Source organism: Blastococcus atacamensis (assembly GCF_002938425.1).
Lineage (GTDB): Bacteria > Actinomycetota > Actinomycetes > Mycobacteriales > Geodermatophilaceae > Blastococcus > Blastococcus atacamensis.
The window spans coordinates 1-18,058 of the sequence record NZ_POQU01000076.1 but is presented as its reverse complement, the minus strand read 5'-3'; the positions used below and the strand labels follow the sequence as shown (position 1 = coordinate 18,058).

Sequence of the window (18,058 nt, the reverse complement as noted above, 5' to 3'; positions counted from 1 at the left end):
TTACTACATTTTCCTCTTCGTCGGCGGCGTCAGATTGTTATACGGGACATGGGACTGATCGTTCGCCCGGACGGGGGAGATCCACGCCGGTCGCTCCAGCACCGGCCCGCACGCGCCGACCTGATCGGGGACACCACCCACCGGTCAGGAAGAGAACTTCGTGGCGATCAGCGTCCTCGACGTCCGCGACACCGTTGCGCCGCCGTACGTCCGCGGGCGGCGGGCGGTCGACGCCACGTACGACGCCGACGCGCTGCGCCGCGTGCCGGTCGCGGCGCTGGTGGCCGGAGTGCTGTCGGTCCTGCAGGCGGTCGCCCTGCTGGCGTCCGGGCTCTCGGGCATCGACGGTGTGCTGGCCTCGCCGTCGCGTCCGGCCGGTCTGCTGATCGTCGGCGGCCTGGCCGCGCTGGCGGCGTGGATCGTGCTCGCCGCCGGTGGCGGGGCGGCGCTCGTCGACGGGTCGGGCCGGCGCCTGCTGGTCCTCACCTCGTCCGTCGAGCTGCTCGTCGTCGCGGTCGCCGGTGCCGTCGCCGTCTTCTGGCCGGTCCCGGCGGCGCTGACCTTCGGCCTGCCGGTGCCGGTGGCCTTCGCCGGTGCCGTCGCCCTCCCCGTGGCCAAGCTGCTGCTGGCCGACGCCCCGACCGCCCGTCGCTGGGTGGCGCAGGGGCCGCGGCTGCGCAGCCGGCGCCCGGGGCCGGATCCGGTGGTGGCCCACCGCGCGCTGTGCACCGTGACCCTCGGCGTCATCGCCCTCGGCCTGGCCGCGGTCACAGTGCTGGCTCCGGCCGACGCGGCGATCGGCACCCCCGCGTCGAGCGTCGTCTACCAGCCCTGAACCGCCCGTCCGGGTGCTCGGCGGGACCCGGAGCCTAGGCTCACCGTGTGAGTGATCGGCACATCCTGACCGCAGTCGCCTGGCCCTACGCGAACGGGCCGCGGCACATCGGCCACGTCTCCGGGTTCGGCGTGCCCTCCGACGTCTTCAGCCGGTACCACCGCATGGCCGGGGACAAGGTCCTCATGGTCAGCGGCACCGACGAGCACGGCACGCCGATCACGGTCGCCGCCGACGCCGAGGGCATCACGCCCCGGGAGATCGCCGACCGCAACAACCGGATCATCGTGGGCGACCTGCAGTCGCTCGGGCTGAGCTACGACCTCTTCACCCGGACGACGACGGTCAACCACGCCGACGTCAGCCAGGAAATCTTCCTCGGCCTGCTGAAGAACGGGTACGTCTTCCCGAAGACGACGCTCGGCGCGATCAGCCCCTCGACCGGCCGCACCCTGCCCGACCGCTACATCGAGGGCACCTGCCCGATCTGCGGTTACGACGGCGCCCGCGGCGACCAGTGCGACAACTGCGGCAACCAGCTGGACCCGACCGACCTGGTCAACCCGGTCAGCAAAATCAACGGCGAGACGCCGAAGTTCGTGGAGAGCGAGCACTACTTCCTCGACCTGCCGGCGTTCACCCGAGCGCTGGGCGACTGGCTGGCCACCCGCAAGAGCTGGCGGCCCAACGTCCTCAACTTCAGCGTCAACCTGCTCGAGGACCTCAAGCCGCGCAGCTACACCCGCGACATCGACTGGGGCGTGCCGGTACCGCTGGACGGCTGGCGGGACCGGAACGACAAGCGCATCTACGTGTGGTTCGACGCGGTGGTCGGGTACCTGTCGGCGTCCATCGAGTGGGCCCGCCGCTCCGGTGAGCCGGACGCCTGGCGGCAGTGGTGGCAGACGCCGGACGCGTCCGCCTACTACTTCATGGGCAAGGACAACATCGTCTTCCACTCCGAGATCTGGCCCGCCCAGCTGCTCGGCTACAACGGCGAGGGCGACAAGGGCGGGACCCCGGGCGCGCTCGGCCGGCTCAACCTGCCCACCGAGGTGGTCTCCAGCGAGTTCCTGACGATGGAGGGCAGGAAGTTCTCCAGCAGCCGGCAGGTCGTCATCTACGTGCGGGACTTCCTCGCCCGGTACGACGCCGACGCGCTGCGCTACTTCATCGCCGTCGCCGGCCCGGAGAACCAGGACACCGACTTCACCTGGGAGCAGTTCCGCCGGCGCAACAACGACGAGCTGGTGGCCGGCTGGGGCAACCTGGTCAACCGCAGCATCTCGATGGCCGCGAAGAACGTCGGCGCTGTGCCGACCCCCGGCGACCTCACCGACGCCGACCGCGCGCTGCTGGAGACGACGAAGAACGCCTTCGGCCCCATCGGCGACCTGCTGGCCCGCAACCGGCAGAAGGCCGCCGCCACGGAGGCGATGCGCGTCGTCGGCGAGGCCAACAAGTACCTCTCCGACCAGGCGCCGTGGAAGCTCAAGGAGGACCCGGCCCGCCGGGACACCGTGCTGCACACGGCCCTGCAGGCGATCAGCGACTGCAACACGCTGCTCACGCCGTTCCTCCCGCACTCGGCGCAGAAGGTGCACGAGGCGCTGGGCGGCACCGGCGTGTGGTCACCGGCGCCGGACATCGTCGAGACCCAGGACCTGGACGACGGCTCGCCGTACCCGATCATCACCGGGAACTACGGGGAGGCACAGGCCGCCTGGGCCTCCCGGCCGCTGCCCTCGGGCACCCCGCTGGCCCCGCCGACTCCGATCTTCAAGAAGCTCGACGAGTCCGTGGTCGAGGAGGAGCTGGCCCGTCTCGAGGGCGGGGCGTGAGCCGGTCGGCGTCCTCGCGGGCCAACCGGCGGGGCGAGCCGCCGCCGTCCCCGGAGCCGCTGCCGGCGCCGGCGCTGGACAGCCACACCCACCTCGACATCGTGCTCGGGGAGCGGCCGGCCGACGGCGAGCACGGCGAGTGGGCCTCGGAGGAGGCCGTGGACGCCGAGATCGCCGCGGCCGCGGCCGTCGGTGTGACCCGCCTCGTGCAGGTGGGGGTCGACGTCGCGTCGTCCCGCTGGTCGGCCGCGCTGGCCGCCCGGCACCCGGGCGTGCTGGCCGCCGTCGCGATCCACCCCAACGAGGCCGGGGCAGGCGGTGCCGACGACGACGCCCTCGCCGAGATCGACCGGCTGGCCGCGGAGCCCCGCGTGCGGGCCGTGGGGGAGACCGGCCTGGACCGCTTCCGCACGGGCGAGGAGGGCTGGGCGGCGCAGGAGGCGTCGTTCCGGGCGCACATCCGCATCGCCAAGGAGCACGGCATCGCGCTGGTCATCCACGACCGGGACGCGCACGAGGAGATCTTCCGCGTCCTCGAGGAGGAGGGCGCACCGGAGCACACCGTCTTCCACTGCTTCTCCGGCGACGCGGCGTTCGCGAAGGCCTGCGTCGAGCAGGGCTACGTGCTCTCCTTCGCCGGCACGCTGACGTTCGGCAACGCGGGCTACCTCCGCGAGGCCGCCGCGCTGACCCCGGCCGGGCAGCTGCTGGTGGAGACCGACTCGCCGTTCCTCACCCCGGCGCCGCACCGAGGCCGGCCGAACGCCTCCCGGCTGGTGCCGTACACCGTGCGTGCCCTGGCGGAGGTGACCGGCATCGAGCTGGCGGAGCTGTGCGACACCCTCACCGGCAACGCCGAGCGCGTCTTCGGTTCCTGGTAGAAGGACCACCCTTCCCCCCACACCCCGCTCCGCTCGCTGCGGGCCCCGGAAGGGTGGCCGTTCCATTCCGTCGCCTCACAGCGATCGGGGGGACACTGGCACCGTGGGTCGTCTCATCGCGGTTGTCCTGTTCGTAGCCCTGCTGGCACCCGGCGTGCTGCTGGCCCGCGCCTGGGGTCTGGCGGCCGGCCGGCGGGCGGTGGCCGGGGCCGCCGTGGAGCTGGCGGAGCCCACGCCCGAGGGCGTGGACACCCTGCGCCGGCAGGCCGCGCACGGACGGCGCTGGCGGCGGTCGGGGCTCATGCTGGGCATCGCCGGGATCGTGGTCAGCGTCGTGCTCTTCGCCGAGGCGTCGGTGTTCCTGTGGGTCCCGGCGCTCGCGCTGGGACTGCTGGCCGGGGTGCTGCTGGCCGAGGCGACCCGACCCCGGCCGCGCTGGGTCCTCACCTCTCCGGCGCGCCGGCCGAGCCAGGTCGAGCAGATCTCGGCGTGGCTGGTCTGGACGATGCGGGCGGTCGTCGCCGGCGAGCTCGTCGCAGCCGGCCTGATGTGGGACGCGGGAGACCTCCGGGGGCCGACCGGCGTCGCCGTCGTGGCGGTGCCGCTGGTCGCCTGGCTGGCGGCCGAGGTCGCGCTGCTGCGCGCCCTGCTGCGGCCCATGCCGGCGGTGGGTGCCGACGTACCGCTGGACGAGGCGCTCCGCACCTGGACCGCGCACCTGGTGACCGCGGCGGCGAGCATCGCCGCACTTCTCCCGCTGGGCACGCTGCTGCTCCGGGCGGGCCTGGACCTGGGGGACCGCCCCGGGGGCGCTCTCGACGTCCTGCCCGTCGCGCTCGTCGCCGGCGGGTTCTCCGCGCTCGCCGCCGGTCTTGCGGTCACCGGTTTCCTCGTGACGTGGCTGCGACCGGTCCGTTCGGCCGCGCCGGCCCTCGCCGGCTGACCGGGCGCCGCGTTTCCCTGCGCGGGCCCGGTGACACCGTGGCCTTCGTCACGGCAGGAGCGGCAGCGAATCGGTCGCCCCACCGACCCCACGCGGCACGTCGCTGACACGCTGTACCGGCGCGCCCCCGGAATGCAGTCAGCGAGCCCTGCTTCACTCGTCGTGCTCCGTTGTTCCGTGCGAATCGTTCGTTATCGTGTCGTGACCGACAGCCGGGGTGGAGAAGTCGACACCGGTGGCCGCCCCGCTGACCGGTGGCGCGGACGCCCTCCTGCCCGGGTTCTGTGACCACTGGAAGTGCCGTGCGCCGCTCGCTTCAGCTCAGCCTCTTCGCCCTCGTCCTCGTCGGACTCGTGGGCGGGACGCTGGCCTTCTTCATCGCCCAGAAGTCCGTGACGCTCACCGTCGACGGGCAGACCCGCGACGTCGGCACCTACGCCGACACCGTGGGCGACGTGCTGGAGGACGAGGGCCTCGCGCTGACCGCGCACGACATCGTCCTCCCGTCGCCGGACGCCCCGGTCGGCGACGGCGACGCGGTGGTGCTGAACCGGGCCCGCCCGCTGAACCTCACCATCGATGGCGTCTCCCGCGAGGTGCACGTCACCGCGCTCTCGGTCGAGGACGCGCTCGACCAGCTGGGTCTGCGCGCCGAGGGCCTGGTCGTGTCGGCCAGCCGCAGCGAGCGCCTCCCGCTCGAGGGCATGCAGCTGACGATCACCACGCCCAAGGAGGTCGTGCTCGTGGCCGACGGCCAGGAGCGCGTCGTCGTCACCACGGCGGCCACCGCCGGCGACCTGCTCGCCGAGCAGGGCATCGCGCTGAGCGAGACCGACCGCACCAGCCTGCGGCTCGAGCAGGGGCTGCTCCACCGCATGCGGCTGCAGGTCTTCCGGGTGCAGGTCGGGGACGTCACCGAGACCACCGCGATCCCGCACGGCACCGTCGAGACCAAGGACGACGCAGCGTTCCAGGGCGACGAGAAGGTCACCCAGCAGGGCGTCGACGGCGAGCAGCGCACCATCTGGCGCGTCACCCTCGTGGACGGCCGCGAGACCGGCCGCGAGAAGCTGGCCAGCGAGGTCACCCGGAAGCCGGTCGACGAGCACGTCACCGTGGGCACCAAGGCCCGGCCGGCGAACTCCCCGGCCGCCGACGGGCTGGACTGGGCGGCATTGGCCCGCTGCGAGTCCGGCGGCCGCCCCAACGCGGTGAGCGCCTCGGGCAAGTACCGCGGGATGTACCAGTTCTCGCAGAGCACCTGGAACGCCGTCGGTGGCACCGGGGACCCCGCCGCGGCCTCCGCGGACGAGCAGACCTACCGGGCGCAGCTGCTCTACAACCGGTCGGGCGCCGGGCAGTGGCCGCACTGCGGCAAGAACCTCTGAGCGGTCCTGCTGAGCACTCCGCCTGAGCAGGCCGACGGGCTGCTGGGCCCGGCCGCCATCCGCGAGCTGGCCCAGCAGCTCGATCTGCGTCCCACGAAGACCCTCGGGCAGAACTTCCTGCACGACGCGAACACGATCCGGCGGATCGTGCGCACGGCCGAGGTGCGCCCCGACGACGTCGTCCTGGAGATCGGCCCCGGCCTCGGATCGCTCACCCTGGGACTGCTGCCCGCGGCCGCGCGCGTGACCGCGGTGGAGATCGACCCGCGTCTGGCGGCACTGCTCCCGGGGACCGTGGCCTCCCGGCGCCCCGAGCTCGCCGACCGGCTGACCGTCGTCGAGGCCGACGCGCTGCGGGTCACCGAGCTGCCCGGCCCGCCGCCGACGGCGCTGGTGGCCAACCTCCCGTACAACATCGCCGTCCCGGTGCTGCTGAACATGCTGGAGCTGCTGCCGACCCTCGACCGGGCCCTGGTGCTCGTCCAGGCCGAGGTGGCCGAGCGGCTGGCGGCCGGCCCGGGAACGGGCGTCTACGGCATCCCGTCGGTGAAGGCGGCCTGGTACGGCGACGTCCGCCGGGCCGGCAACGTGGGGCGCCGGGTCTTCTGGCCCGAGCCGAACGTCGACTCCGGGCTGGTCGCCCTGGTGCGCCGCCCGCCACCACCCGGCGACCGGCAGGCCACGTTCGCCGTCGCCGACGCGGCCTTCGCGATGCGCCGCAAGAGCCTGCGGGCCGCGCTCGCCCGCTGGGCCGGGAGCCCCGCGGCGGCCGAGACGCGGCTGAGGGCCGCCGGCATCGACCCCTCCACGCGGGGCGAGCAGCTCTCGGTCACCGACTTCGCCCGGTTGGCGGCCACCGACCCGGTGCCCGCGTGACCGGCGCCGTCGTCGCCCGCGCACCGGCCAAGGTCAACGTCCACCTCGGGGTCGGACCGCTCCGGGACGACGGCTTCCACGAGCTGCACACGGTCTACCTGGCCGTCTCGCTGTTCGACACCGTCACCGTCCGACCCGGCGAGGGCCTCTCCCTGACCGTGTCCGGCGAGGGGACGGGAGTGGCCGGCGGTCCCGGTCAGGTGCCCGGCGACCGGACCAACCTGGTGTGGCGCGCGGCCGAGCTGCTGGCCGAGCGCGCGGGCGTTCCCGCCGATGCGGCGCTCGACGTCGCCAAGAGGATCCCGGTCGCCGCCGGGCTCGCCGGGGGGAGCGCGGACGCCGCCGCCGCACTCGTGGCGCTGGACGCGTTCTGGGGCACCGGAGCCGCACGGGAGGACCTGCTGGAGCTGGCCGCCAGGCTGGGCAGCGACGTCCCCTTCAGCCTGGTCGGCGGGGTGGCCCTCGGCACCGGCCGGGGCGAGCAGGTCTCGCCCGTGCTCGCCGGCGGTCGCTCGCACTGGGTGCTGGGCATCTCGGGCGAGGGCCTGTCGACCCCGGCCGTCTACGGCGAGCTGGACCGGATGCGCGCCGCCGGGAGGCTTCCCCAGGTGACGGGACCGGCGCCCGCGGAGCCGGTGATCGCGGCCCTGCGGTCGGGCTCGGCGGCCGACCTCGGGGCGGCGCTCACCAACGACCTGCAGTCGCCCGCGCTGAACCTGCGGCCCGACCTGCGCCGCGCCCTGCGGGCGGCGACCGACGCGGGTGCTCTCGCCGCTCTGGTGAGCGGGTCCGGCCCGACCGTGGCCGCGCTGGCGGTCGACGAGGCGGGTGCCGTGCGGCTGGCCGCGGAACTGGCCGGGACGGGCGTCTTCCGGACGGTGCGCGCGGTCAGCGGCCCGGCGCCCGGCGCCCGGCGCGTCCCCTAGCCGGCCGGGGGAGCCGACCGCGGGCCGAGGTGCGACAGCCCGTCGTAGGCCAGGGCCACCAGGTGCGCGGCGACCTCGTGCTTGCCCGGAGAGCGGGTGTCCAGCCACCACTGGCCCGCGAGCGCGACCATGCCGACCAGTGCCTGGCTGTACAGCGCCGCCAGCCCTGCGTCGTCGGAGCCGCGCACGGCGACGTGGGCCCCGAGGATGTGCTCGACCTTCCGGGCCACCTCGCCCATGAGCGATCCGAACGGCCCCGCCCCGCTGGTGACCGGCGCGTCCCGGGTCAGCACCCGGAAGCCGTCGGTGTCCTCCTCGATGTAGTCCAGGAGCACCAGGGCGGCGCGTTCGAGCAGTTCCCGGGGGGAGCCCGGCGCGGAGAGCGCGGTGGTGAACCGGGCGAGCAGCCGCTGCATCTCCCGGTCGACGACGTCGGCGTGCAGACCCTGCTTGCCGCCGAAGTGCTCGTAGACGACCGGCTTGCTCACCTCCGCGCGGGCGGCGATCTCCTCCACCGACGTCGCGTCGAAGCCCTTGCTGGCGAAGACGCCCCGACCGACGTCGAGCAGCTGGCGCCGTCGCTCCGGCCGGGACATGCGCACCCGCGCGTGCGGCTCCCTGGCGGGTACCGCCCCGTGCGCGCGAGGGGTGGCGGGGAGGGGGTCCTTCCTCAGCTGGCGGCAGGCGCGGGCGTGCGCCGCTTGGACGCGAGCCGCACCGGGTCGGGCCACTTGACCTGCCAGGCCCAGCCGAGCTTCTCGAAGGCCCAGATGACCCGGGCGCTGATGTCGATCTGGCCGCGCAGCACGCCGTGCCGGGCGCACGTCGGGTCGGCGTGGTGCAGGTTGTGCCAGGACTCGCCGGCGCTCAGGATCGCCAGCGGCCAGAAGTTCGTCGCGCGGTCGCGACCGGGGGAGACGAACGGCCGCTCGCCGACCACGTGGCAGACCGAGTTGATGGACCAGGTGACGTGGTGCAGCACGGCGATGCGGACCAGCCCGGCCCAGAAGAACGCCGACAGGGCACCGGCCCAGCTCGTCGTGACGAGCCCGCCGATGACGGCGGGCAGGAAGAGGCTGATCCCGGCCCAGATCACGAACATCTGGTCGGTGCGGACCAGGGCGGAGTCCTTCAGCAGGTCCGGCGCGTAGCGCTCCATGCTGGTCTTGCGCCGCTCGAACAGCCAGCCCAGGTGAGCGTGGAACATGCCCTTGAGCAGCGAGCGGAGGTCCGTGCCGTAGCGCCACGGCGAGTGCGGGTCGCCGTCGCGGTCGGAGAAGGCGTGGTGCCGGCGGTGATCGGCCACCCACTGCACGACCGGGCCCTGGATGGCCATCGACCCGGCGACGGCCAGGCCGAGGCGCAGCGACCGCTTGGCCTTGAACGAGCCGTGCGTGAAGTAGCGGTGGTACCCGACCGTCACGCCGAGCAGGGTGAAGAAGTAGAAGCCGATCGCGAGGCCGACGTCCAGCCAGGACATCCCCCAGCCCCACGCGGCCGGCACGATCGCCGCCAGGGCGAGGAACGGCACGATCACGATGACGTAGAGGGTCACGATCTCCAGCACGCTCTTGCGCCGGCCGATCGCGTTCGCCGGCAGCCCCTCGTGGGGTGCCGCTTGGCGCGGGGGAGACATGGGCCGGGTGCGAGCAGGAGCGGACAAGGGGCCTCCGAGGGCGACCGACGGGAAGATGCGACGGGCGCACGTCGGGCCCGGCTACGTGGCCGTAACCTACGGCACCGTAGGCGCCCCGGCGACCCGGCCCGGAGGCCGCGAGGCGAGGACCCTCCCGGCCGGCAGGTGCCCTGCGCACCCGGCGGGCCCTAGTCTCGCGGGGAGCGCCGGCGCAGCCGGAGCTCCCGGGTCCCGACGGACCCGGGGATGGGGGATGGGGTAATCGGCAGCCCGCCGGCCTTTGGAGCCGTGCAGTCTCGGTTCGAGTCCGAGTCCCCCAGCGAGAAGTGCGCCGACGCCGACCGAGGAGTTCCGTGACCCACGCCCAGCCGGTCCCCACCCCCGACGCGCCGACGGTGGCCGCCGTCGTGGTCCTCGCCGCCGGGCAGGGCACCCGCATGCGGTCCGCCACGCCCAAGGTGCTGCACCCGCTCGGCGGCCGGAGCATGCTCGGTCACGTCCTGGCCGCTGTCGCGCCGCTGGGCGCCGGCGTCACCGTCGTGGTGGTCGGAGCGGGCCGCGAGGCCGTGAAGGAGCACCTCGCCGAGATCGCCCCCGGGACCCTCCCGGTGGTGCAGGAGGAGCAGCGCGGGTCCGGGCACGCGGCCGCGGTCGCCCTGGCCGCGGTGCCGGAGCTCACCGGGCCGGTGCTCCTGGTCAACGGTGACGCACCGCTGCTGCGCGCAACCACCGTCGCCCGGCTCGTCGAGGAGCACCTGAGCCGCGACAACGCCCTGACGGTGCTCACGGCCGAGGTCGAGGACCCCACCGGTCTGGGCCGGATCGTCCGGGACGACGACGGCGCCGTGCGGGCCATCGTCGAACAGCGCGACGCCACCGACGAACAGCGGGCCATCCGCGAGATCAACGCCGGCGTCTACGTGGGGAACGCCGCCGCCGTGCGGTCGGCGCTCGGCCGCATCGGCACCGACAACGACCAGGGCGAGCTGTACTTCACCGACGTGCTGGGCCTGCTCGTCGGTGACGGCGCCCGGGTCGGCGGCGTTCTCGCCGAGGACCCCGACGACGTCCTGGGGTGCAACGACCGGGTCGAGCTCGCCGCCCGCCGCCGCACCCTCAACGACCGCGTGCTCGACGACCTGATGCGCAGCGGCGTCACCGTCGTCGACCCGCTCACGACGTGGGTCGACGTGACCGTCACCGTCGGCCGCGACGCCGTCCTCGAGCCGGGCACCCACCTCCAGGGAGCGACGTCGGTGGGTGACGCTGCCCACGTGGGCCCCGACACGACCCTCGTCGACACCGAGGTGGGCGAGGCGGCCACCGTGGTGCGCGCCCACGCGGTGGGTGCACGGATCGGGCCGCGGGTGTCGGTGGGCCCCTTCGCCTACCTGCGCCCGGGCACCGACCTGGGGGCCGGCGCCAAGGTCGGCACCTTCGTCGAGACGAAGAACGCGCAGGTCGGAGAGGGATCCAAGATCCCGCACCTGTCCTATGTGGGTGACGCGACGATCGGCCGCGGGACCAACATCGGGGCGGCCACGGTGTTCGTGAACTACGACGGCGTGGCCAAGCACCACACGACGATCGGCGACCACGCGCGCACCGGGGCGGACAACATGTTCGTGGCGCCGGTCACCGTCGGGGACGGGGCCTACACCGCCGCGGGCTCCGTGATCACCTCCGACGTACCTCCCGGAGCGATGGCCGTCGCTCGGGCGGCCCAGCGCAATGTGGCAGGCTGGGTCCGTCGCCGACGGCCCGGAACGCCTGCTGCGCGAGCCGCGGAAGCAGCCGAGAACCGGGCCGGGGCACCCCGGGAGGAGTCGTCCGGGCCCTCCCGTGCGGACCACGACAGCTAGGGACACGCAGAGCCGATGAGTGCGATCCGGCAGACGACGAACAAGAGCCTCATGCTCTTCTCCGGTCGGGCCTACCCGGCACTGACCGACGAGATCGCCGGCCACCTCGGCGTGACGCCGACCCCCACCGCGTCGTACGAGTTCGCCAACGGCGAGCTGTTCGTCCGGTTCGAGGAGTCGGTACGCGGATGCGACGCCTTCGTCGTCCAGAGTCACACGGCGCCGATCAACACCTGGCTCATGGAGCAGCTGATCATGGTCGACGCGCTCAAGCGCGCCTCGGCCAAGCGCATCACCGTGGTCGCGCCGTTCTTCCCCTACGCCCGCCAGGACAAGAAGCACCGCGGTCGCGAGCCGATCTCGGCCCGCCTGGTCGCCGACCTATTCAAGACGGCGGGGGCCGACCGGCTGATGGCCGTCGACCTGCACACAGCGCAGATCCAGGGCTTCTTCGACGGGCCGGTGGACCACCTCTTCGCGATGGACCTGCTGGTCGGCGAGGTGAAGCGGAAGTGGGGCCACTGCGACCTCACCGTCGTCTCCCCGGACGCCGGCCGGGTGCGGGTCTCCGAGCGGTGGAGCGACAAGCTCGGTGGCACGCCGCTGGCCTTCATCCACAAGACGCGTGACGTCAGCCGGCCCAACGAGGTCGTGGCCAACCGCGTCGTCGGTGACGTCGAGGGCCGCGTCTGCATCCTGGTCGACGACATGATCGACACCGGCGGCACGATCGTGAAGGCCGCCGACACGCTCTTCGCGCAGGGTGCGACCGATGTCGTCATCGCCGCCACCCACGGCGTCCTCTCCGGACCCGCCGTCGACCGGCTCAAGAACAGCCGGGTGAGCGAGGTGCTCATCACCAACACGCTGCCCATCGAGCCGGCCCGGCAGTTCGACAAGCTCACGGTGCTGTCGATCGCCCCGCTGCTCGGGCAGGCGATCAAGGCGGTCTTCGAGGACGGCTCGGTCACCAGCCTCTTCGGCGGGGAGAGTTGAGCGATGACATCGCGATCCTCCGGATCGCACCGCGGCCAGGTGCCGTTCCCCGGTTGAGCTGAGCCGCCCCCGTCGCACCTCGGGGGAGCCTCCGGCCCCCCGCTCGGGCGGACCGTCGGCCGGGTCGCGTATCGTGTCTCCCGTTGCCCGGCGAGGGAGCTCCTGCTCCGTGATCGACGTGCGTGTGCCCGCTGAGGGTGCGTTGCGCCCACTCGCCGGCACGCACGCAGACCCTCTTCGCTAGGAGCACACCACCGTGGCTGACTTCCGCCTCGACGCCGAGATCCGTACCGAGTTCGGCAAGGGCAGCGCCCGTCGCACCCGTCGTGCCGGCCGCGTCCCCGCCGTCCTCTACGGGCACGGCCAGGACGTCGTCCACCTGTCGCTGCCCGCCCGCGAGTTCGCCGCGGCGCTGCGCAACGGCGGCTCGAACGTGCTGCTGACCGTCGTCCTGGACGGCAAGGAGCAGCTCGCGCTGACCAAGGCCGTGCAGCGCGACCCGCTGACCCGCGTCCACGAGCACGTCGACCTGGTCATCGTCCGCAGCGGCGAGAAGGTCACCGTGGACGTCCCCGTCCTCACCGTCGGCGAGACGACCGCCGACGTCCTGGTGAGCATCGAGCTCAACACCGTCTCCCTCGAGGCGCTCGCCACCGCGATCCCCGAGTCGATCGAGGTCGACGTCACCGGCCGCGGCGCCGGTGACGGCGTCACCGCCGGTGCGCTGACCCTGCCCGAGGGCGCAACGCTGGTCACCGACCCCGACGCCCTCGTGGTCAACTTCATGGCGGCGCCCAGCGCCGAGGCCCTCGAGGCGGAGCTGGAGCAGGCCGAGACCGAGGCGGGCATCGAGCGCGAGGAGTCCGACGAGGCCGCCGGCGGCACCGGCGAGGGCGACGTCGTCCCCGAGCCGCAGGATCAGGGCAGCGGCGAGTCGATGGACTCGGCGGAGAAGTCCGCCGACAACGGCTGAGGCATCCACTGACCGAGAGCACGACCCGCAGGGGCGCCGGCACCGCCGGCGCCCCTGCGGCGTCCCCGCCGCCCGAGGGTTCGTTCGTGATCGTCGGTCTGGGCAATCCCGGGCCGGCGTACGCCGGCAACCGGCACAACGTGGGCGCGATGGTGCTCGAGGAGCTCGCCCGCCGCGCCGGCGTCAAGCTGGCGCCCGGCAAGGGTGCCCGGGCTCGGGCGGTCTCCGGAGAGGGGCGGCTGGTCGGCCGGCGGGTCGTGCTGGCGGTGCCGCTGACGTACATGAACGAGTCCGGAGGGCCGGTGCGCGGGCTCCTGGACTACCACAAGCTGCCGCCCGAGCAGCTGGTCGTGCTGCACGACGAGCTCGACATCCCCTTCTCCGCCGTGCGGCTCAAGCGCGGCGGCGGCGAGGGCGGCCACAACGGGCTGCGCTCGATCAGCCGGTCCACGGGTACCAAGGACTACCTGCGGGTGCGCGTCGGGATCGGCCGCCCCCCCGGCCGGCAGGACCCGGCCGACTACGTGCTCAAGGACTTCTCCGCCACCGAGCGCAAGGAGCTCGACCTGCTGCTGGTGGAGGCCGCCGACGCCACCGAGCTGCTGCTCACCCACGGCCTGGAGGCCGCGCAGAACCAGGTCCACCCCCGTAGCTGAACCCCCCGTTCGTGGTCCGCGCGGTCCGATCGGGTGAACCCGTGACGCTCCGTGTTGACGGTTCCCCTGACGCTCTGTGAGTGTGGCGGGGAATCAGCGCGACAGCGCGGCACGAAGCGCCAGCTCACAGGCCTGTGGCATGAAGTCACGGTATCGAGGCGACTACGCTGCGTGACATCGTTCGGGGGGACGCATGCTTTTGGACCGCCAGCAGGTGAGCACGGGGGCGGTGATCCTGTCCGGGGCTCCCGGGGGATCGACCGCTCCGACCCTGCCACGCCCCCGCCCGCTCGTCCGGCGCTCGGCACCCGCGTGGGTGCGCGGGTACACCGTCGCGCTGGTCGTCACCGAGACGCTGATGGCCGCCACGGCCGGAGCCGCGGTGCTCCTGAGCCGGGGGGCGGCAATCGCCCCGGGCGCCGCGCTGCTGTGGGCCGCCCTCGCGCTCGTGGTGGCCTGGCCGGTCCTCCTGGGCTCGACCGGTGCCTACGCCGAGCGCGTGTACGGCACCGGGAGCGACGAGTACCGCCGCGTGGCCCGGGCCGGCTTCCTCCTGCTGGCCTTCGCCGGGTTCCTGTCCTACGCCTTCGCCCTCGACCTCAGTCGCGCGCTGGTCGTCGTGGCCATCCCACTGCTCACCGGCGTGACCCTGCTCGGCCGGTACGTCGCCCGCACCCGGCTGCGCGTACTCCGCGCGCAGGGCCAGTGCACCAAGAAGGTCGTCGTCGTCGGCCGCGGGGGAGCGGTCCTCGAGCTGGTCGGCCGGCTCCAGCGGGAGCAGTACGCGGGCCTGGACGTCGTGGCCGCGGCCGTGACCCCGAGCGACCGGGTGCGGGTGGCCGAGCGGGCCGGCGTGCCCGTCGGCGGCCTGGACGACGTGCTGCTGCTGGCCGACACCTACGACGCCGACACCATCGCCGTCACCTCCGCCAGCGAGACGGCCGCGCAGTACCTCCGCCAGCTGTCCTGGCAGCTCGAGGGCACCGGTATCGAGCTGCTCGTGGCGCCGGGTCTCATCGAGGTGGCCGGCCCCCGGCTGCACATCCGGCCCTTCGAGGGGCTTCCGCTGCTGTCGATCGAGCAGCCGTGCTTCGAGGGCTGGCGGCGCGTGGTCAAGGGCGGCTTCGACCGCGCGGCCGCGGCGCTCGCGCTGCTGGTGCTCGCCCCGGTGCTGCTGGCCGTCGCCGCGGCGGTCCGGTTCACCAGCTCCGGCCCCGTTCTCTACCGCCAGGAGCGCGTCGGGCTGGGCGGGCGCACCTTCACGATGCTGAAGTTCCGCAGCATGGTCGTCGATGCCGACCGGCAGCTCGACGCCCTGCGCGGCGACAACATCTCCGACGGACTGCTGTTCAAGCTGCGTGCCGACCCCCGGGTCACCCCCATCGGCCGGCTGCTGCGCCGGCTCTCCCTCGATGAGCTCCCCCAGCTGCTCAACGTCCTCGGCGGCTCCATGTCGCTGGTGGGTCCGCGCCCGCCCCTGCCGGCCGAGGTGGCGCGGTACGACACGTCGGTGAGCCGGCGTCTGCTGGTCAAGCCGGGACTCACCGGTCTGTGGCAGATCTCGGGCCGCAGCGACCTCTCGTGGGAGGAGTCGGTCCGGCTGGACCTCCGCTACGTGGAGAACTGGTCGCTGGCCCTGGACGTGCTGATCCTCTGGAAGACCGGGCGGGCCGTCCTCTCCAGCTCCGGGGCGTACTGACCCCCCTCTTCAGGGCGTCACTCGCACGGGTCACGGGGTCCCGCGAAGCGGTGCCCGAGCACCGTGCGATGGGTGAAGCTCCTGGTCAGAAGGCGTCGGTACGGCATCCACAAGATGTCCGCGCGATCGCCTCGAGACACGGATGGAGGGGTCATGCGGATCGCCATGGTCGGCACGCGCGGTGTACCCGCCCGGTACGGCGGCTTCGAGACCGCTGTCGAGGAGGTGGGCCGCCGGCTCGCCGACCAGGGCCACCGGGTGGTCGTGTACTGCCGCACCGCCCCCGGTCAGGAGCGGCCGGCGCGGCACCTGGGCATGGACCTCGTGCACCTCCCCGCGGCGCGCAAGCGGTCCCTGGAGACGCTGAGCCACTCGGCGCTGTCGGTCGGGCACCTGCTGACCCACCGCGCGGACGCGGCGTTCGTCTTCAACGCCGCCAACTCCCCGCTCCTGCCGGCGCTGCGCGCCGCCCGCATCCCGGTCGCGACGCACGTCGACGGCCTCGAGTGGAAGCGGGCCAAGTGGGGCCCGGTCGGCCAGCGGTACTACCGCATGGCCGAGGCGCTTGCCGTGCGCTGGTCCGACGCGCTGATCGCCGACGCCCAGGGCATCGCCGACTACTACCGGTCGGAGTTCGGCGTGCCGACCACGCTGCTGACCTACGGCGCCCCGATGATCGCGCCGGGGACCGACAAGCTCGCCGAGCTCGGGCTGGCGCCGGGTGGGTACCACCTGGCCGTCGCCCGGTTCGAGCCCGAGAACCACGTCGACGTGATCGTCGACGGCTACCGCCGCAGCGGTGCCACCAAGCCGCTGGTCGTCGTCGGCTCGGCTCCCTACTCCGACGCCTACACCGCCCGGGTGCACCGGCTGGCCGACGAGCGGGTGCGCTTCCTCGGCGGCGTCTGGGACCAGGACCAGCTCGACCAGCTGTACGCCCACGCCTACACCTACCTGCACGGTCACTCCGTCGGCGGGACGAACCCCTCGCTGCTGCGCGCGATCGGCGCCGGCACCGCGGTCCTGGCGTACGACGTCGACTTCAACCGCGAGGTCGTCGAGGACTCCGGCCGCTTCTTCGGCAACCCGGCGGACGTCGCGGCGCTGGTGGACGCCGCCGAGGCCGATCCCGACTCGGTGCGCCGGTCCGGTGTGCGGGCCCGCGAGCTCGCGAAGGGTTACGACTGGGACGACGTCGCCGCCGGGTACGAGCAGCTCGCCCGCCGGCTGGCCGGCCGGCACGTGCCGAACCGGCGCCCCTCGGGCCGCCGCTTCCCGGCCCCGACGTCGGTACCGGCGCCCGTGCCGTTCCCGCGCCCGGCGTCCGAGCCGGCTCGGGCGCCCCTGCCGGCGTTCGGTGCGACCACGGACGTGATCCCGTTCCCGGGAGCGGCGCAGCAGTGATCGTCACCGACCCCGTGCGGCAGCCGCCCGCCCCGGCGGAAGGACTGCGCGACACGCTCCGCCGGCTGTCCGCGGCGCAGAAGGGTGCCAAGGGCGCCCCGGCCTACTCGCGGTTCGTCAACCGCAAGCTGGGCCGGTTGTTCGCGGCGCTGGCCTTCCACGCCGGGCTGACGCCCAACGCGGTCACCGGGATCAGCGCGGTGTTCACCTTCACCGGCGTCGCGCTCCTGGCGCTGGTCGAGCCCACGGTCGCCATGGGCGTGGGGGTGGCCGCCTGCCTGGTCGTCGGCTACGCGCTCGACGCCGCGGACGGGCAGCTCGCCCGGCTGCGCGGCGGAGGGTCGCCGGCAGGGGAGTGGCTCGATCACATGGTCGACGCCGCCAAGGCGTGCAGCGTGCACCTGGCGGTCCTGATCGGCATGTACCGGTTCGAGTCCGTGCCCGATGCCTGGCTGCTCGTGCCGCTGGGCTACTGCGTGGCCGACTCGGTCCTCTACTTCGGCACGATGCTCAACGAGGCCCTGCGCGCCCAGCACGGGGTGCGCACGCGGGCGCAGCAGTCCGACGAGCGGCCCAGCGTGGTGCGTTCGCTGCTGGTGCTGCCGACCGACTACGGCCTGCTGTGCTGCGTCTTCGTCCTGTTCGGCGCGACCGGCCTGTTCGTGCCGGTCTACACGCTCCTGTTCGCCGCGATGGTCGGGTTCCTGTTCCTCGCCTCGATCACGTGGTTCTCCGAGATGAAGGGACTGGCCCGATGAAGGCCCCCGCCCGCTCGTCGCTGCCGGAGTGGTTCCGGCGCCCCGTGGTGCTCGGTGCGATCGCCGTCGCCCTCGTCGCACTGGTCGTCGTGCTGCTGCTCGTCGTCCGCGACACCGATGACGACGCTCCCCGCCCGCAGGCCTCGGCGAGCCCGACCTCCCTCGCGCCGCCGCCCTCCCTGGCGCCCACGCCGGTGACGCCGGCGCCCACGGGGCCGACCAGCGACGCCGACGAACCGCCCGCGAGCCTGGCTCCCGTGGCGCTGGACCAGCCTGGCCCTTATACACATCTGACGCTGCCGCCGAAGACGATCGTTTATAACTAGGTGGGCTCCGAATCATTAAAAAAAAAAAAGAGAGACAAATGAACCAGATAAGAAAGAA

General features: G+C 73.4%; 17 protein-coding genes and 1 tRNA gene. 16 read left to right on the top strand and 2 right to left on the bottom strand.

Features of this window, described 5'->3' with window-relative positions; genetic code table 11:
• Nucleotides 1-160: 160 nt before the first annotated feature.
• The 7 genes from C5508_RS15540 to C5508_RS15510 all read left to right on the top strand — a co-directional run bounded on the left by C5508_RS15540 (nucleotide 161) and on the right by C5508_RS15510 (nucleotide 7,690).
• Nucleotides 161-835: a hypothetical protein gene (locus tag C5508_RS15540; protein WP_104525851.1), complete on the top strand. Its 675-nt coding sequence runs from the start codon at nucleotides 161-163 to the stop codon at nucleotides 833-835.
• A 47-nt stretch (nucleotides 836-882) separates the two neighbouring features.
• Nucleotides 883-2,676 carry a methionine--tRNA ligase gene (metG, locus tag C5508_RS15535; RefSeq protein ID WP_104525850.1) on the top strand — a complete coding sequence of 598 codons (1,794 nt, stop codon included), beginning with the start codon at nucleotides 883-885 and terminating at the stop codon, nucleotides 2,674-2,676.
• The gene (locus C5508_RS15530) at nucleotides 2,673-3,557 is read left to right on the top strand and encodes a TatD family hydrolase (protein ID WP_104525849.1); all 885 of its coding nucleotides are present in this window, start codon (nucleotides 2,673-2,675) and stop codon (nucleotides 3,555-3,557) included. The genes metG and C5508_RS15530 overlap by 4 nt, the downstream gene beginning before the upstream one ends.
• A gap of 103 nt (nucleotides 3,558-3,660) precedes the next feature.
• A complete protein-coding gene (locus C5508_RS15525) occupies nucleotides 3,661-4,500 on the top strand; it encodes a hypothetical protein (protein ID WP_104525848.1) in 840 nt (279 codons plus the stop codon).
• A gap of 302 nt (nucleotides 4,501-4,802) precedes the next feature.
• Nucleotides 4,803-5,888, top strand: coding sequence for a resuscitation-promoting factor (locus C5508_RS15520; RefSeq protein WP_104525847.1), 1,086 nt, complete (start codon nucleotides 4,803-4,805; stop codon nucleotides 5,886-5,888).
• A gap of 147 nt (nucleotides 5,889-6,035) precedes the next feature.
• Nucleotides 6,036-6,764 (top strand): 16S rRNA (adenine(1518)-N(6)/adenine(1519)-N(6))-dimethyltransferase RsmA, encoded by a 729-nt coding sequence (gene rsmA, locus C5508_RS15515; RefSeq protein ID WP_232797183.1) that lies wholly within the window; start codon nucleotides 6,036-6,038, stop codon nucleotides 6,762-6,764.
• The gene (locus C5508_RS15510; protein WP_104525845.1) at nucleotides 6,761-7,690 is read left to right on the top strand and encodes a 4-(cytidine 5'-diphospho)-2-C-methyl-D-erythritol kinase; all 930 of its coding nucleotides are present in this window, start codon (nucleotides 6,761-6,763) and stop codon (nucleotides 7,688-7,690) included. Before rsmA ends, C5508_RS15510 begins: the two co-directional genes overlap by 4 nt.
• On the opposite strand, the gene C5508_RS15505 is transcribed toward C5508_RS15510, so the two are convergent.
• Entirely contained in the window at nucleotides 7,687-8,286 is a 600-nt protein-coding gene (locus tag C5508_RS15505; protein WP_104525844.1) for a TetR/AcrR family transcriptional regulator, read from the bottom strand. The genes C5508_RS15510 and C5508_RS15505 overlap by 4 nt on opposite strands.
• A gap of 74 nt (nucleotides 8,287-8,360) precedes the next feature.
• The gene (locus C5508_RS15500) at nucleotides 8,361-9,326 is read right to left on the bottom strand and encodes an acyl-CoA desaturase (protein WP_104525843.1); all 966 of its coding nucleotides are present in this window, start codon (nucleotides 9,324-9,326) and stop codon (nucleotides 8,361-8,363) included.
• A gap of 247 nt (nucleotides 9,327-9,573) precedes the next feature.
• Between C5508_RS15500 and C5508_RS15495 the strand changes: the two genes are divergently transcribed.
• From C5508_RS15495 to C5508_RS19615, 9 genes are all read left to right on the top strand, one after another.
• Nucleotides 9,574-9,646: transfer RNA gene (locus C5508_RS15495), tRNA-Gln, on the top strand.
• 33 nt (nucleotides 9,647-9,679) lie between these two features.
• Nucleotides 9,680-11,188 carry a bifunctional UDP-N-acetylglucosamine diphosphorylase/glucosamine-1-phosphate N-acetyltransferase GlmU gene (gene glmU / locus C5508_RS15490; RefSeq protein ID WP_232797182.1) on the top strand — a complete coding sequence of 503 codons (1,509 nt, stop codon included), beginning with the start codon at nucleotides 9,680-9,682 and terminating at the stop codon, nucleotides 11,186-11,188.
• Between the two features lie 15 nt (nucleotides 11,189-11,203).
• On the top strand, nucleotides 11,204-12,184 hold the full coding sequence (locus C5508_RS15485) for a ribose-phosphate diphosphokinase (RefSeq protein ID WP_104525842.1): 981 nt from the start codon (nucleotides 11,204-11,206) through the stop codon (nucleotides 12,182-12,184).
• A 256-nt stretch (nucleotides 12,185-12,440) separates the two neighbouring features.
• On the top strand, nucleotides 12,441-13,157 hold the full coding sequence (locus C5508_RS15480) for a 50S ribosomal protein L25/general stress protein Ctc (RefSeq protein WP_104525841.1): 717 nt from the start codon (nucleotides 12,441-12,443) through the stop codon (nucleotides 13,155-13,157).
• Nucleotides 13,158-13,243: 86 nt separating this feature from the next.
• Nucleotides 13,244-13,813: an aminoacyl-tRNA hydrolase gene (gene pth, locus C5508_RS15475; RefSeq protein WP_198598117.1), complete on the top strand. Its 570-nt coding sequence runs from the start codon at nucleotides 13,244-13,246 to the stop codon at nucleotides 13,811-13,813.
• 316 nt (nucleotides 13,814-14,129) lie between these two features.
• The gene (locus C5508_RS20370) at nucleotides 14,130-15,512 is read left to right on the top strand and encodes a sugar transferase (protein WP_232797181.1); all 1,383 of its coding nucleotides are present in this window, start codon (nucleotides 14,130-14,132) and stop codon (nucleotides 15,510-15,512) included.
• Between the two features lie 153 nt (nucleotides 15,513-15,665).
• On the top strand, nucleotides 15,666-16,916 hold the full coding sequence (locus C5508_RS15465; RefSeq protein WP_104525838.1) for a DUF1972 domain-containing protein: 1,251 nt from the start codon (nucleotides 15,666-15,668) through the stop codon (nucleotides 16,914-16,916).
• On the top strand, nucleotides 16,913-17,674 hold the full coding sequence (locus tag C5508_RS15460; protein WP_104525837.1) for a CDP-alcohol phosphatidyltransferase family protein: 762 nt from the start codon (nucleotides 16,913-16,915) through the stop codon (nucleotides 17,672-17,674). Before C5508_RS15465 ends, C5508_RS15460 begins: the two co-directional genes overlap by 4 nt.
• Nucleotides 17,671-18,000 carry a hypothetical protein gene (locus C5508_RS19615; protein ID WP_157944116.1) on the top strand — a complete coding sequence of 110 codons (330 nt, stop codon included), beginning with the start codon at nucleotides 17,671-17,673 and terminating at the stop codon, nucleotides 17,998-18,000. The genes C5508_RS15460 and C5508_RS19615 overlap by 4 nt, the downstream gene beginning before the upstream one ends.
• Nucleotides 18,001-18,058: the final 58 nt, after the last annotated feature.